Genomic DNA, 12,216 nt, shown 5'->3' with positions numbered 1-12,216 from the left:
GGTGAAGATCGCGTGTCACGATGGGGTCCTCTGATTGTTCTGGAGCCTCGTCTCGTCCGGCTTAGGGCAGGACGACGTCCGCCGCCATTTTTGCCGGCAGAGTAAGGGTGCTTGTTCGTTTTGTCCGTTGGTCGTCAACTGGCGGGCTGGTAGCGATTGGTCGAGATTACACCGGAACGGTAGCGGAGATTGTCGCCAATGGGAAAACTTACTCTTTCGCTTTGTGAAAAGATCATCGGGGAGGCGTTCGCCAAGGGCGCGGAACTCGGATTGAAGCCGCTCACGGTCGTCGTGCTCGACGCGGGCGGCCACACCATCGCCCTGATGCGCCAGGACGGAAGCTCAATCATGCGTCCGCAGATCGCCAGCGGAAAGGCGTTCGGCGCGCTTGCGGTCGGCCAGGGGTCGCGCTGGCTGGACAATGACGCCCGCAACCGTCCGCATTTCATCCAGGCGCTGAACGGCGCGGCCGGCGGCAACATCGTTCCCGTGGCAGGCGGCGTTCTGGTGCGTGACGGGGAAGGTGGCGAGATCATCGGTGCGGTCGGCATCACCGGCGACACCTCCGACAACGACGAGGCCTGCGCGATCGCCGGCATCACCGCGGCCGGCTTCGTCGCCGACGGCGGCTGAGACGGAACACACCGGGCGGCGCCTTTGGTGCCGCCCGCGTCCCTCAAAATGAACGCCAGCGCGTCACTCCTTGTCGGACGAAAGCGAATCCAGCCGCTTCTGCATCTCGAAAAGCTGCTTCTTCAGGTCGTCGAGATCCTCGGCGCTCGCGGCCGGCGAGGCGGGGGTGTTGCTTCCGCCCTGTGCCGGTGACGACTGCCCCTGACCCTCCTGCGCGCCGGGCTGGCCGGTCTTGCCACCCCCGAACGGCAGGAACATGCGCATCGCCCTGTCGAAGATCTCCGCATTGCGCTTCACCTGATCCTCAAGGGCATCGAACCCGAACGCCCCCGACATCTGCTCGCGCAGGCGATCCTGGTCCTTGGTGAGCGAGCTCATCGAGAAGTCGAGGTAGCTCGGCACGACGTTCTGCATGCTGTCGCCATAGAAGCGAATAAGCTGGCGCAGGAACGTGATGGGCAGAAGATTCTGCCCCTTGTTCTCCTGCTCGAAGATGATCTGGGTCAGCACGGAGCGGGTGATCTCTTCTCCCGACTTCGCGTCGAAGACCACGAAATCCTCTTCTCCCTTCACCATCTGCGCCAGGTCCTCGAGCGTCACATAGGTGCTCGTGCCGGTGTTGTAGAGGCGTCGATTGGCGTATTTCTTGATGATCGTCGGCTCGGTCGTCTTGGCCATGTTGTCTTCCGGACTCGCGGCTGTGCGCCGGTCCGTTTCGCGCACCGGCGCCTCCCCCTCGGCGGACCTGTTCCTGACGGGGTCCACCCTCCAACTGCTTCGCACGATAAGCCAATTCCGGGCGCCGACACCACCGTTTTGTCTAAGACGCTCGCCCGCCCCCGCTTTTGGGAGTACGACCAATTCATGATCGCGCCGGGCGCCGGCTTGCCGCATGGATACGGGGAGTTGCGGTTGACTACACCCGTCCGGGCGGCTCTAGTTGGCGCAAAGCGCGCAAGACAAAACGAGAGGGGCGCGCTTCCCCGGGAGGTCCGGATTTCGGAGGCATCATCATGAGCGCAAACACCGACGTCGTCATTGTCAGCGCCACGCGCACCCCTGTCGGATCCTTCAATGGATCCTTCGCCAACACCCCCGCACACGAACTCGGCGCCACCGTCATCAAGGCGGCGATGGAGCGTGCCGGCGTCGCCGCGAACGAAGTGGACGAGGTCGTTTTCGGCCAGGTTCTCACGGCCGGCCAGGGACAGAACCCGGCCCGCCAGGCGGCGATCCTGGCCGGCATCGACCAGGGCGCAACCGCCTGGGTTCTCAACCAGGTCTGCGGTTCGGGGCTTCGGACCGTCGCCATCGGCATGCAGCAGATCCTGGCCGGGGACGCCTCGATCATCGTTGCCGGCGGTCAGGAAAACATGTCGCTCTCGCCGCACTGCGCCCACATGCGCGCCGGCTACAAGATGGGCGACTACAAGATGATCGACACGATGATCAAGGACGGTCTGTGGGACGCCTTCAACGGCTACCACATGGGTCAGACGGCCGAGAACGTCGCCGAGAAGTGGCAGATCTCCCGTGACGATCAGGACGCCTTCGCGGTGGCCTCGCAGAACAAGGCGGAAGCGGCCCAGAAAGCCGGCCGCTTCAAGGACGAGATCACGCCGGTTACCATCAAGGAACGCAAGGGCGAGCGCGTCATCGAGGATGACGAGTACATTCGCCACGGCGCCACCCTCGAGGGAATGGCCAAGCTGCGCCCGGCCTTCGCCAAGGACGGCAGCGTGACCGCGGGCAACGCGTCGGGCATCAACGACGGCGCCGCCGCGCTCGTGGTGATGAGCGCCGCCGAGGCCCAGCGTCGCGGCCTGACCCCGCTGGCCCGCATCGCCTCCTGGGCGACCGCCGGCGTCGACCCGGCCGTGATGGGCTCCGGCCCGATCCCCGCCTCACGCAAGGCGCTGGAGAAGGCCGGCTGGAAGGCGGAGGACCTCGATCTGGTCGAAGCCAACGAAGCCTTCGCCGCCCAGGCCTGCGCGGTGAACAAGGATATGGGCTGGAACCCCGACATCGTGAACGTCAATGGCGGCGCCATCGCCATCGGCCACCCGATCGGGGCGTCGGGCGCGCGCGTTCTCGTCACCCTGCTGCACGAGATGGGCCGCCGTGACGCGAAGAAGGGTCTCGCCACGCTATGCATCGGCGGCGGCATGGGCGTTGCGCTCTGCGTCGAGCGCTGAGAAATCCGTGTCGGGTCGGTTCGCCGTCAGGCAATGTCGGCCCGACACACCGCATGACGCGCAGGTCGACCGAGAAACAATCAGAAATTGACAAGAATCATGGCGTCCGCGGAACGCGGGTGCCATGACGGCCGCAGCCAGGAGTGAAGTCTGAGTTTCCGGCAATCACCATAATCGCTTGTCTTGAACGGCATGAGGAGAGGACGTCCATGAGCAATGTGGCAATCGTGACGGGAGGAACGCGGGGTATCGGCGCCGCGATCGCGAAGGCACTGAAGGCGGCCGGTTACACGGTGGCGGCGACCTACGCGGGCAACACCGAAAAGGCCGAGGCCTTCAAGGCCGAAACCGGCATTCATGTCTACAAGTGGGACGTTTCCGACGCCGAGGCCTGCCGGGAAGGCGTGGCCCAGGTGACCTCGGAGCTCGGTGCGGTCGAGGTGCTGGTCAACAATGCCGGCATCACGCGTGACGGATGGTTCCACAAGATGGATTACGAGCAGTGGTCGGCGGTGATCCGCACCAACCTCGATTCCATGTTCACCATGAGCCGTCCGGTCATCGACGGAATGCGCGAGCGCAACCACGGCCGCATCATCAACATTTCCTCGATCAACGGCCAGAAGGGCCAGCTCGGCCAGACGAACTACTCCGCGGCGAAGGCCGGCGTGATCGGTTTCACCAAGGCGCTGGCCTCCGAGACGGCCCGCAAGGGCATCACCGTCAACGCGATCTGCCCCGGCTATGTTGACACCGACATGGTCGCAGCCGTGCCGGAGAAGGTGCTCGAGGGCATCATCTCGGGCATCCCGGTCGGACGTCTCGGCAAGCCCGAGGAGATCGCGGCGGCCGTCGTCTATCTCGCCTCGAAGGAGGCCGCCTTCATGACCGGCGCGGTGATGACCGTCAACGGCGGCCAGTATTTCGCCAACGGCTGACCGGCCCATCCGGCAGGAGCTGCCGGCACAGAGCGATCACTAGGGCCCCCGTCGCGCGACAGCCGTGGCGGGGGCCTTTTCATGCGTGGGATCGGCGCATGAAAAAGGGACCGGCGCCGCAACGCCGATCCCTTTGTCAAACGCGCAAACCCCGGCCGCATGGCCGGGGTGAAGTACTTGCCGGATCGACGGCGGCTTGCACCGCCTCAGCCGGAAAGTCGGATCAGACGCCGTCCTTCGGCGCCAGAACCTGACGACCACGGTACATACCGGTCTTCAGGTCGACATGATGCGGGCGGCGCAGCTCGCCGGAATCCTTGTCCTCGACATAGGACGGCTGCCGCAAGGCGTCGGCGGAGCGACGCTGACCGCGCTTCATGCGCGAGGTTTTTCTCTTCGGAACGGCCATTGTTCTTCTCTCCGTCGTGCAATATCCCGCGAACCCGGACCGGGTTAGCCCGGGGCGTGGGTCCACGCGGTGTGCAGGAATGGCGGGCTTATAACGAAACTCGCGGGCTTTTGCCAGCCCGAAAGCGCTATTTTTTTGCCCCGGCCTGCGTCAATTGCTCCCCGGAAAACCGGGAAGACACTCCAGATGCGGATCAATCGCCGCCGCCCGCCCGCGATTGATCCGCGCGAGGCGCGCGTGACCCGGTTTGGGACGGGCCGGATTGCGCGCGATTGGGTTCGGCAGGGCGGTCGCGAGCCGTGCGGCCTGCTCACGCGTGAGATCCGCCGCCGGACGACCGAACCAGGCCTGCGCCGCCGCTTCCGCACCAAAGACCCCCTCGCCCCATTCGGCGATGTTGAGATAGATCTCGAGGATCCTGCGCTTGGACAGCATTGCGTCGAGCATCAGCGCGAGCGGAAGCTCCAGGCCCTTTCGCACATAGCTTCTTCCGTTCCACAGGAACAGGTTCTTGGCCACCTGCATGGTGATCGTCGAGGCGCCACGGACATCCTCGCCCTCGCCCAGCGCATCGATCTGCCTGTCGAGCGCCTCCCAGTCGATGCCGCCATGCAGGCAGAAGCGTGCATCCTCCGAGGCGATCACCGAACGCACGAGATGCGGCGAGATTTCCTCAAGAGGGACATAGGTGCGGTCGACCCAAAGCCCCTGGACCACCCGTGCCAGCATCAGCGTGCTGACGGGCGGGGCCACGGTATAGAGCAGCGTCAGAACCGGCGGCAGCGCGAGAAGCAGCAGGAACAGGCGAAGCACAAGCCGCATGCCCCTGCGGCGCATCGGCCGCCGACGCGAAGCCGTCTCGCCCGCTTCATCCCTGCGTTTGCGCCGGAAAATCACCCGCCCACCCCGCTCTCAGCCCGTTTCAACCGGTTCTTTCCCAACGGCGCAGGCCGAGGCCGGTTCCTCGCCGCTTGTAACAAACCCGCGCAAGGCGGCCGCCAGCGCACGCGCGTCCGCGCCATGGGCGGAACGCCTGCGCCATACGATCGCAAGTTCCCGCTGTGCCCCGGCCTCCTCGATCGGCACGATCGAAAGCCGTGTGCCGCGCGCGATCCCCGCCTCCACGGCTATGCGCGGCACCAGGGTCACGCCCAGGCCATTGTCCACCATCTGCACCAGTGTCGTCATCGACGAAGCGCGAATATCCTCGCTTTCGCGCGGCGCTTTCCCCGCGAAAGCCATCAGGACGTGTTCACGCAGGCAATGTCCATCCTCCAGAAGCAGGAGCGGCTCGCGCTGAAGGCGGGCAAGCGAGACCCGCGCGTCCTGCCCGAGAGGATGCCCCTGCGGGACGGCGACGAACAGCGGATCGACGCCGATCACCTCGCAGGCGAAGTCTCCCGTGTCGTGCGGAAGCGCGATGAGCGCCACGTCAAGACGTCCGTCTCGAAGGTCCTGCAACAACACCCGTGTCAGCTCCTCGCGAAGGACGAGACGCAGTTGCGGCTGCGCGGCGCGCAGGGCGGGCAAGGCCTGCGGCAGCAGGAAGGGCGCAATCGAGGGAATGACGCCGAGGCGCAACCGGCCCGACAGCGGCGCCGCCGCGATGCGCGCATGTGCCGCCATGTCCTCGGTCTCGCGCAGGATCGCGCTTGCCCGGACCAGCACGCTCTCGCCCGCCTCGGTCAGCGACAGGACCTTGCCGGAGCGGTCGACGAGTTCCGCGCCCAGGCACGCCTCGAACTGTCGAATCGCTCCAGACAGCGTCGACTGGGTCACGTGACACGCCCGCGCCGCACGCCCGAAGGAGCGGTGCTCGGCGAGTGCGACAAAATACTGCATCTGCCTCAGGGTGGGGAGCATCCGGCGAAAAGCACTCAGAACGTTGGGGCAGGTCGGCATGGACCGGAAGGGCCAGCGCGTCTTCGGAAAAACCGATTTCTGCAATCGGATTTATCGGTTTGACCGATACGCGCAAGCTTTGCATACCCGCTCTCATTGCACCGCACAACAAGCGTGTGCAAGCCGTATTCCAGGCGACCGGCCTCCTCCCTCCGGCCGGGCCAGACAGCAGGAGATCATGATGATCGGTATTGGCGACAAGCTTCCCGAGTTCGAGATCGTCGGCGTGAAGCCGGGCTTCAACCAGCACGAGGAGAACGGCGAAAGCGCGTTCGAGACGCTCACCGAGAAGAGCTTCGAGGGCAAGTGGAAGGTCATCTTCTTCTACCCGAAGGACTTTACCTTCGTGTGCCCGACCGAGATCGCCGAGTTCGCCCGCCTTGCCGGTGACTTCGAGGATCGCGACTGCGTCGTCCTCGGTGGTTCGACCGACAACGAGTTCTGCAAGCTCGCATGGCGCCGCGACCATCCGGACCTGAACAAGCTTCCGATCTGGTCGTTCGCCGACACCAACGGCTCGCTGGTCGATGGCCTCGGCGTGCGCTCGCCGGACGGCGTCGCCTACCGCTACACGTTCATCGTCGACAACGAGAACACCATCCAGCACGTCTATGCGACCAACCTCAACGTCGGCCGCAACCCGAAGGACACGCTGCGGGTTCTCGACGCGCTTCAGACGGACGAGCTCTGCCCGTGCAACCGCGAGGTCGGTGGCGAGACGCTCGCCGCCTGAGGGCCTCGCCCTCACGACCTTCATCGAGACGGACGGCGGAGCCCTGGCTCCGCCGTTTTCCCGTTCATGCCCTCGAAACGCGCCTCGCGCAAAAGCCGGGTTCGCCACGGAGACCGATCATGTCGATTGACGCCCTGAAGGCCGCATTGCCGGACTTCGCCAAGGACACGCGCCTCAACCTCTCCTCGCTTGCCAGCGACGAGACCTTCACCGACCAGCAGAAATTCGGCCTCATGGTCGCCTGCGGCATTGCCAGCCGCAACCCGACCGTACGCGCCGAACTGCTGGACGAGGCCGCGCCGCATCTTTCCGCCGAGGCGCTTGGCGCGGCAAAGGCCGCCGCCACGATCATGGCGCAGAACAACGTCTACTACCGTTTCGTACACCTCGCCTCGAACGCGACCTACAAGACGATGCCGGCAAAGCTGCGCATGAACGTCATCGGCAAACCGGGCGTCGACAAGGCCGACTTCGAGCTCTGGTCGCTGGCGGTCTCCGCCATCAACGGGTGCGGCATGTGCATCGATGCCCACGAGGACGTGCTGCGGAAAGCCGGCATGTCGAGCGAGCAGATCCAGACCGCGATCCGCTACGCGGCCATCATCCAGTCGGCCGCCGTCGCGCTCGAGGCGGAGATCGCCGCCTGAGCCGCGCCGGCGCGGTTGACCTTTGGCGCGTTTCGCGACACTGAGATTACGAGACATGACCACGGGCGGTGCGGTCTCCGATCGTACCGCCCGCAGCATTTTCGCTCCGGCACGGAGGGGCCCCGCGCAGGCGGGACCGTGCCAGCGGAAACCAGCAAGCGGAGGCAGTGCTTGACCCATCAGGATGCGTCCGACGGCGATCCCGTCCGCCTGCTCGCCGGTTGCGCCCGGCGTGTCGAGGCAGCACTCGACAATGCCCTTGCGACGTCAGCTCTTGCCGGCGAGCACGCCCGTCCGGAACGCCTTGTCGCGGCCATGCGCCATGCGGCGCTCGGTGGCGGCAAGCGGCTTCGCCCGGGCCTCGTCCTGGCCTCGGCACGACTTTTCGGCCGTGACGACGAGGGAGTGATCCTGGCCGGCGCGGCACTGGAATGCATCCATTGCTATTCGCTGGTGCACGACGACCTGCCTGCCATGGACGACGACGATATGCGTCGCGGCCGCCCGACCGTGCACAAGGCCTATGACGAGGCGACCGCCATCCTGGCCGGCGACGCCCTGCTCACGCTCGCCTTCGACCTGATCGCGGATCCGGCCGTGCACGCGTCCGCCTCCGTGCGCCTTGAGGCATCGCGCGAACTCGCCCGGGCCGCCGGTCATGGCGGCATGGCGGGCGGCCAGATGCTGGATCTAGCCTCCGAGCACCGCGACCGCAGCGAGCAGGAGGTCCGCCTTCTCCAGGCCATGAAAACCGGCGCGCTGATCCGCTATGCGGCACGCACGGGCGCGCGTCTTGCCGATGCGACTGAAGCCGACCTCGAACGCATGACACGCTTCGGGGAGATCATCGGACTTGCCTTCCAGCTTGCCGACGACCTTCTGGACGTGGAAGGCGACGCCGCCCGCCTGGGCAAGGCCGCCGGCAAGGATGCGGATGCGGGCAAGGCGACGCTCGTCGCACTCAAGGGCACGGCAGAAACACGGGCCGAACTCGAGGGACTTGTTGCGGAAGCTGAAGCCCTTCTCGCGCCTTTCGGGGAAAGGTCGCTTGAACTTGTGGCGCTTGCCCGCTTCGTGGCCGACCGCGACAGCTAGTCAGGCAGGCGCGGCGTGACCATGACGACGCTTCTCGATGTCTGGAGGCATACGGTCACCGCGACCGGTCCCGATCTCGTCCTGCCCGACGGGTGCCGCGACCTGATCGTGGTCTGCGTGCCCGGCGCGGCGCCCACGGCCTTCGTCAGCGAATTGCACAGCGCGCCGGTTCTGGCCACGGGCTTTCCGCCCGGAACGCGGCTGACCGGTTACCGTCTTGCGCCGGGCATGCGGGTAGAGACCGGGCCTCTTCTGTCGAGGGTCGTCCACATGGCGGAAGACCCCGGCTCACACCTTTCGCTGATCGAGGAACATTGCTCGCGCGACGCGGGCATCATCGAGGCTTTCGCCGGTATCGAGGCGGCCCCCGTCACGACGGCGGCGGACCTTGCGCGGCGCCTGTCCCTCACGCCCCGGACCCTGCAGCGGCTGTTTTCGGCAAACCGCCTGCCCGCGCCCGGCTTCTGGTTGCGCCTCGCCCGTGCAAGGCGCGCGGCGCTGGGACTGAGGGGCGGCGCCTGCCTCGCGGAGATCGCCGCCGACGCCGGGTACGCGGACCAGGCGCATATGACACGCGACTTCCGCAACTGGTTCGGAGCGACACCGGCACGGCTGAAATCGGATCCGTACCGGCTTTCGCTGCTGGCTCAGTCCGGGCTCGCGGTGCCGGCGACAGGCGAGCAGATCTCGACAAGATAGCCGTCGGGATCGGACACATAGGCTGTCGTCTGGCCCCAGTCCTCCTCCCGCGCATCCTGAACCAGGCGTGCACCCGCCGCACGGGCCGTTGCAAGCGCGCCCGCGACATCGTTGGTCTCGAGCGCGATCTCGAAGACGGGCGCCTCCGGGACGGCCCGCGACGGCGCCTTGCCAAGCTGCGTCATCAATGCGTGCGAGGAAAACGCCAGCCTGGTTCCACCCGTCGCGAGTTCGCCGTAGGCACCGCTTTCATGCAGGAACCCGGTCTTCAGGCCGAAGGCACTCTCGTAGAATGCCAGCGAGCGGGCGACATCCTCCACATAGAGGATCGTGTAGCGAAATTTCATGAGGGAGACCTCCTGTTCGACTGTTCCCGCATCCGGATACAGCGCCTCGGCAAGCCCGTCTTGAAGATTTGCGACACGCCCCGAGGCAGACCCTAGAACGCCGCACCCAGAAAGCTGCGCATGTGAAAGGCGGCCTCGTCATATCCTTGAGCGTGATCGCGTCCGAAGGGGCAGGCGCGTCGCGCCAGACACCCGCGATGACAGTCGGCGGAGGGGTTCGCTGCAAGCCATGACAGGCAGCGGGGCACATCATACCCTCTGGAGGAGAGCGCCCCGGCGGGACAGGCGGAGATGCACGGCGTGTCGGCGCATGTGGGACACGGACCGTCACGACCGTCTCCGGTCACCGGCAGGACCTCCCGGGCAAGAAACGCCGCACGCAGGCCCAGCCACGGGCCATGAGGCTCATCGGCGAGCACACCCATGGGCGAGCGCGAAAACCCGCCGGTGCGCAATGCCCAGCGCTGGAACGGATGGTATGGCGGCCCGTCAAACGGAAAGACCACACCGAGCCGCGCGCCGTCCGCAAGCACGGTGAGTGCCGCGCGCGTATAGCGGTCGAGCGGATCGGGGGCACCATCGCGCCACTCGGCCCGTTCTTTCAGGATCGGAAGAAGCGTGTTCGACAGGCTGCCGACGACGAGAACGGTGGCGGCGGGCGCACCGTCCGGCAAGGCGGGAACGTCGTCATCGGGTCCGGGGCGAAAACCGCCCGCGACAAGAAACCCGGCGCGGGCGAGGCGCTCGCCGAAGTCGGCAAGCCATGCCCCGTCCCGCGCCGGGCCGGTCATCACTTCACGCGGTCGCGCTTGGCAAGCGTGCGAAGGCGCAGGGCGTTCAGCCGGATGAAGCCGGCCGCGTCCTTCTGGTCGTAGGCGCCGTGATCGTCCTCGAAGGTGACGAGCTCTTCCGAGTAGAGCGAATACGGCGACCGGCGACCGACCACGATCACATTGCCCTTGTAGAGCTTCAGGCGAACGTCACCGGTGACCTTCTCCTGGCTCTTGTCGATGGCGGCCTGCAGCATCTCGCGCTCGGGCGAGAACCAGAAGCCGTTGTAGATGAGCTCCGCGTAACGCGGCATCAGCTCGTCCTTGAGATGCGCCGCACCGCGATCGAGCGTGATCGACTCGATCGCGCGATGCGCCTCCAGCAGCACGGTGCCGCCAGGCGTCTCGTAGACGCCGCGCGACTTCATACCCACGAAGCGGTTCTCGACCAAGTCGATCCGGCCGATGCCGTTGTCGCGACCGTAGTCGTTGAGCTTCGCGAAGAGCGCGGCCGGCGACATGGCCTCGCCATTGAGCGAAACCGCGTCTCCCTTCTCGAAACCGATGGTGATCTCGGTGGCCACGTCCGGCGCGTCCATCGGCGACACGGTGCGCTGGTGGACGTACTCCGGCGGCTCCTCCCACGGATCCTCGAGCACCTTACCTTCCGACGAGGAATGCAGCATGTTGGCGTCGACCGAGAAGGGCGACTCGCCACGCTTGTCCTTGGGCACCGGGATCTGGTGCTTCTCCGCAAAGTCGATCAGGTCGGTCCGTGACTTGAAGGTCCAGTCACGCCAGGGCGCGATCACCTTGATGTCCGGATCCAGCGCATAGGCGGAAAGCTCGAAGCGAACCTGATCGTTGCCCTTGCCGGTCGCGCCATGGGCGATGGCGTCGGCGCCGGTCTCGTGCGCGATCTCGATCAGGCGCTTGGAAATCAGCGGCCGTGCGATCGAGGTGCCGAGCAGGTAGGTCCCCTCGTAGACGGTGTTCGCGCGGAACATCGGGAAGACGAAGTCGCGGATGAACTCCTCGCGCAGGTCGTCGATGTGGATTTCCTTGATGCCGAGCAGTTCGGCCTTCTTGCGCGCCGGCTCGAGTTCCTCGCCCTGGCCGAGATCGGCGGTGAAGGTCACCACCTCGCAGCCGTACTCGGTCTGCAGCCACTTCAGGATGATCGAGGTATCGAGGCCGCCTGAATAGGCGAGCACCACCTTCTTGATGTCTTTGTGAGCCATGGGGTCCGTTGTCCAGTCCTGGGCGGGGTTGCGGCGATCCGGCGGGCCGTCTCACGGCGCGCGGGTCTGCCGGCGGATGAAATCCGGCCGCACTGTAGCTTCTGCGCGCGCGAGCGCAAGCCGGGAAAGCCCTGTATCCGGCGTCCCGCTCACCCGCGAGAGCCGGGCTCCCAGCCTTCCGGCGCCATCTCGAAGCCGGCAAACTCGAAGCCCGGAGCCACGGTGCATCCAACCAGCGTCCACGCGCCCAGGCTCTCCGCCGCCTGCCATGCATCGGCAGGCACCACGCCCTGCGGCCGCTCACCAACGCCGAGGTCCGGCCCGAGCGTCAACGTGCGAGCATCCTCGCCATCCTCGGAAATCCTGAGGGCAAGCGGCGCGCCCGCGTGCCAGTGCCAGGTCTCCACCGCGTCGACCCGGTGCCAGGCCGAGCATTCCCCCGCCTGCAGCAGGAAATAGATCGCCGTCGAACGCGCGCGGCCGTCTCCGTCCGTCAGCGGATCGCGGAAGGTCTCGACGTAGTGGCCGCCTTCCGGGTGCGGCGTCATGTCGAGCAGATCGATGATCTGCGCGGCGGTCATGGCGGTGTCTTGCATCTTCATCCTTC

The 12,216-nt window shown here is 66.2% G+C and carries 15 protein-coding genes; 7 read left to right on the top strand and 8 right to left on the bottom strand.

The window, feature by feature from the left end; genetic code table 11:
* Positions 1-198 precede the first annotated feature (198 nt).
* Complete coding sequence (locus tag ACYX4S_RS19120) at positions 199-633, top strand: GlcG/HbpS family heme-binding protein (RefSeq protein ID WP_293720839.1); 435 nt, start codon at positions 199-201, stop codon at positions 631-633.
* A gap of 63 nt (positions 634-696) precedes the next feature.
* Here the strand turns inward: ACYX4S_RS19120 and phaR are convergent, their stop codons facing one another.
* A complete protein-coding gene (gene phaR, locus ACYX4S_RS19115; RefSeq protein ID WP_476361340.1) occupies positions 697-1,311 on the bottom strand; it encodes a polyhydroxyalkanoate synthesis repressor PhaR in 615 nt (204 codons plus the stop codon).
* A gap of 335 nt (positions 1,312-1,646) precedes the next feature.
* Between phaR and ACYX4S_RS19110 the strand changes: the two genes are divergently transcribed.
* Positions 1,647-2,828 carry an acetyl-CoA C-acetyltransferase gene (locus ACYX4S_RS19110; RefSeq protein WP_422067375.1) on the top strand — a complete coding sequence of 394 codons (1,182 nt, stop codon included), beginning with the start codon at positions 1,647-1,649 and terminating at the stop codon, positions 2,826-2,828.
* A gap of 209 nt (positions 2,829-3,037) precedes the next feature.
* On the top strand, positions 3,038-3,766 hold the full coding sequence (gene phbB / locus ACYX4S_RS19105) for an acetoacetyl-CoA reductase (protein ID WP_293720836.1): 729 nt from the start codon (positions 3,038-3,040) through the stop codon (positions 3,764-3,766).
* A 223-nt stretch (positions 3,767-3,989) separates the two neighbouring features.
* Here phbB and rpmF read toward each other — a convergent pair whose 3' ends face one another.
* The 3 genes from rpmF to ACYX4S_RS19090 all read right to left on the bottom strand — a co-directional run bounded on the left by rpmF (position 3,990) and on the right by ACYX4S_RS19090 (position 6,017).
* Positions 3,990-4,175, bottom strand: coding sequence for a 50S ribosomal protein L32 (rpmF, locus tag ACYX4S_RS19100; protein WP_422067374.1), 186 nt, complete (start codon positions 4,173-4,175; stop codon positions 3,990-3,992).
* 150 nt (positions 4,176-4,325) lie between these two features.
* Complete coding sequence (gene mtgA / locus ACYX4S_RS19095) at positions 4,326-4,997, bottom strand: monofunctional biosynthetic peptidoglycan transglycosylase (protein ID WP_293720834.1); 672 nt, start codon at positions 4,995-4,997, stop codon at positions 4,326-4,328.
* Positions 4,998-5,087: 90 nt separating this feature from the next.
* Positions 5,088-6,017: a hydrogen peroxide-inducible genes activator gene (locus ACYX4S_RS19090; protein ID WP_476361339.1), complete on the bottom strand. Its 930-nt coding sequence runs from the start codon at positions 6,015-6,017 to the stop codon at positions 5,088-5,090.
* Between the two features lie 241 nt (positions 6,018-6,258).
* Between ACYX4S_RS19090 and ACYX4S_RS19085 the strand changes: the two genes are divergently transcribed.
* The 4 genes from ACYX4S_RS19085 (at position 6,259) to ACYX4S_RS19070 (ending at position 9,251) form a co-directional block, all read left to right on the top strand.
* Complete coding sequence (locus ACYX4S_RS19085) at positions 6,259-6,810, top strand: peroxiredoxin (protein ID WP_293720877.1); 552 nt, start codon at positions 6,259-6,261, stop codon at positions 6,808-6,810.
* A gap of 119 nt (positions 6,811-6,929) precedes the next feature.
* Positions 6,930-7,457 carry an alkylhydroperoxidase, AhpD family gene (gene ahpD / locus ACYX4S_RS19080; RefSeq protein ID WP_476361338.1) on the top strand — a complete coding sequence of 176 codons (528 nt, stop codon included), beginning with the start codon at positions 6,930-6,932 and terminating at the stop codon, positions 7,455-7,457.
* A gap of 171 nt (positions 7,458-7,628) precedes the next feature.
* A complete protein-coding gene (locus tag ACYX4S_RS19075) occupies positions 7,629-8,552 on the top strand; it encodes a polyprenyl synthetase family protein (protein WP_476361337.1) in 924 nt (307 codons plus the stop codon).
* Positions 8,553-8,573: 21 nt separating this feature from the next.
* Entirely contained in the window at positions 8,574-9,251 is a 678-nt protein-coding gene (locus ACYX4S_RS19070) for an AraC family transcriptional regulator (protein WP_476362893.1), read from the top strand.
* Here the strand turns inward: ACYX4S_RS19070 and ACYX4S_RS19065 are convergent.
* The 4 genes from ACYX4S_RS19065 to ACYX4S_RS19050 all read right to left on the bottom strand — a co-directional run bounded on the left by ACYX4S_RS19065 (position 9,200) and on the right by ACYX4S_RS19050 (position 12,205).
* Entirely contained in the window at positions 9,200-9,598 is a 399-nt protein-coding gene (locus tag ACYX4S_RS19065) for a VOC family protein (RefSeq protein WP_476361336.1), read from the bottom strand. The genes ACYX4S_RS19070 and ACYX4S_RS19065 overlap by 52 nt on opposite strands.
* Positions 9,599-9,690: 92 nt before the next feature.
* Complete coding sequence (locus ACYX4S_RS19060) at positions 9,691-10,389, bottom strand: hypothetical protein (RefSeq protein WP_476361335.1); 699 nt, start codon at positions 10,387-10,389, stop codon at positions 9,691-9,693.
* Positions 10,389-11,609 (bottom strand): argininosuccinate synthase, encoded by a 1,221-nt coding sequence (locus ACYX4S_RS19055; RefSeq protein ID WP_476361334.1) that lies wholly within the window; start codon positions 11,607-11,609, stop codon positions 10,389-10,391. Before ACYX4S_RS19055 ends, ACYX4S_RS19060 begins: the two co-directional genes overlap by 1 nt.
* A 149-nt stretch (positions 11,610-11,758) precedes the next feature.
* Positions 11,759-12,205, bottom strand: a complete 447-nt coding sequence (locus ACYX4S_RS19050; protein WP_422067368.1) for a cupin domain-containing protein — start codon at positions 12,203-12,205, stop codon at positions 11,759-11,761.
* Positions 12,206-12,216: the final 11 nt, after the last annotated feature.

This window comes from Stappia sp. ABD4_338 (assembly GCF_056312175.1).
This window is presented reverse-complemented; position numbering and strand designations above follow the sequence as displayed.

Bases quoted from the DNA above. Each gene is read 5' to 3' on its own strand.
- ACYX4S_RS19085 (WP_293720877.1), top strand. From the start codon at position 6,259: ATGATCGGTATTGGCGACAAGCTTCCCGAGTTCGAGATCGTCGGCGTG.
- ACYX4S_RS19090 (WP_476361339.1), bottom strand. From the start codon at position 6,017: ATGCAGTATTTTGTCGCACTCGCCGAGCACCGCTCCTTCGGGCGTGCG.
- ACYX4S_RS19050 (WP_422067368.1), bottom strand. From the start codon at position 12,205: ATGCAAGACACCGCCATGACCGCCGCGCAGATCATCGATCTGCTCGAC.
- rpmF (WP_422067374.1), bottom strand. From the start codon at position 4,175: ATGGCCGTTCCGAAGAGAAAAACCTCGCGCATGAAGCGCGGTCAGCGT.
- phbB (WP_293720836.1), top strand. From the start codon at position 3,038: ATGAGCAATGTGGCAATCGTGACGGGAGGAACGCGGGGTATCGGCGCC.
- mtgA (WP_293720834.1), bottom strand. From the start codon at position 4,997: ATGCGGCTTGTGCTTCGCCTGTTCCTGCTGCTTCTCGCGCTGCCGCCG.
- phaR (WP_476361340.1), bottom strand. From the start codon at position 1,311: ATGGCCAAGACGACCGAGCCGACGATCATCAAGAAATACGCCAATCGA.
- ACYX4S_RS19070 (WP_476362893.1), top strand. From the start codon at position 8,574: ATGACGACGCTTCTCGATGTCTGGAGGCATACGGTCACCGCGACCGGT.
- ACYX4S_RS19065 (WP_476361336.1), bottom strand. From the start codon at position 9,598: ATGAAATTTCGCTACACGATCCTCTATGTGGAGGATGTCGCCCGCTCG.
- ACYX4S_RS19055 (WP_476361334.1), bottom strand. From the start codon at position 11,609: ATGGCTCACAAAGACATCAAGAAGGTGGTGCTCGCCTATTCAGGCGGC.
- ACYX4S_RS19120 (WP_293720839.1), top strand. From the start codon at position 199: ATGGGAAAACTTACTCTTTCGCTTTGTGAAAAGATCATCGGGGAGGCG.
- ahpD (WP_476361338.1), top strand. From the start codon at position 6,930: ATGTCGATTGACGCCCTGAAGGCCGCATTGCCGGACTTCGCCAAGGAC.
- ACYX4S_RS19060 (WP_476361335.1), bottom strand. From the start codon at position 10,389: ATGACCGGCCCGGCGCGGGACGGGGCATGGCTTGCCGACTTCGGCGAG.
- ACYX4S_RS19110 (WP_422067375.1), top strand. From the start codon at position 1,647: ATGAGCGCAAACACCGACGTCGTCATTGTCAGCGCCACGCGCACCCCT.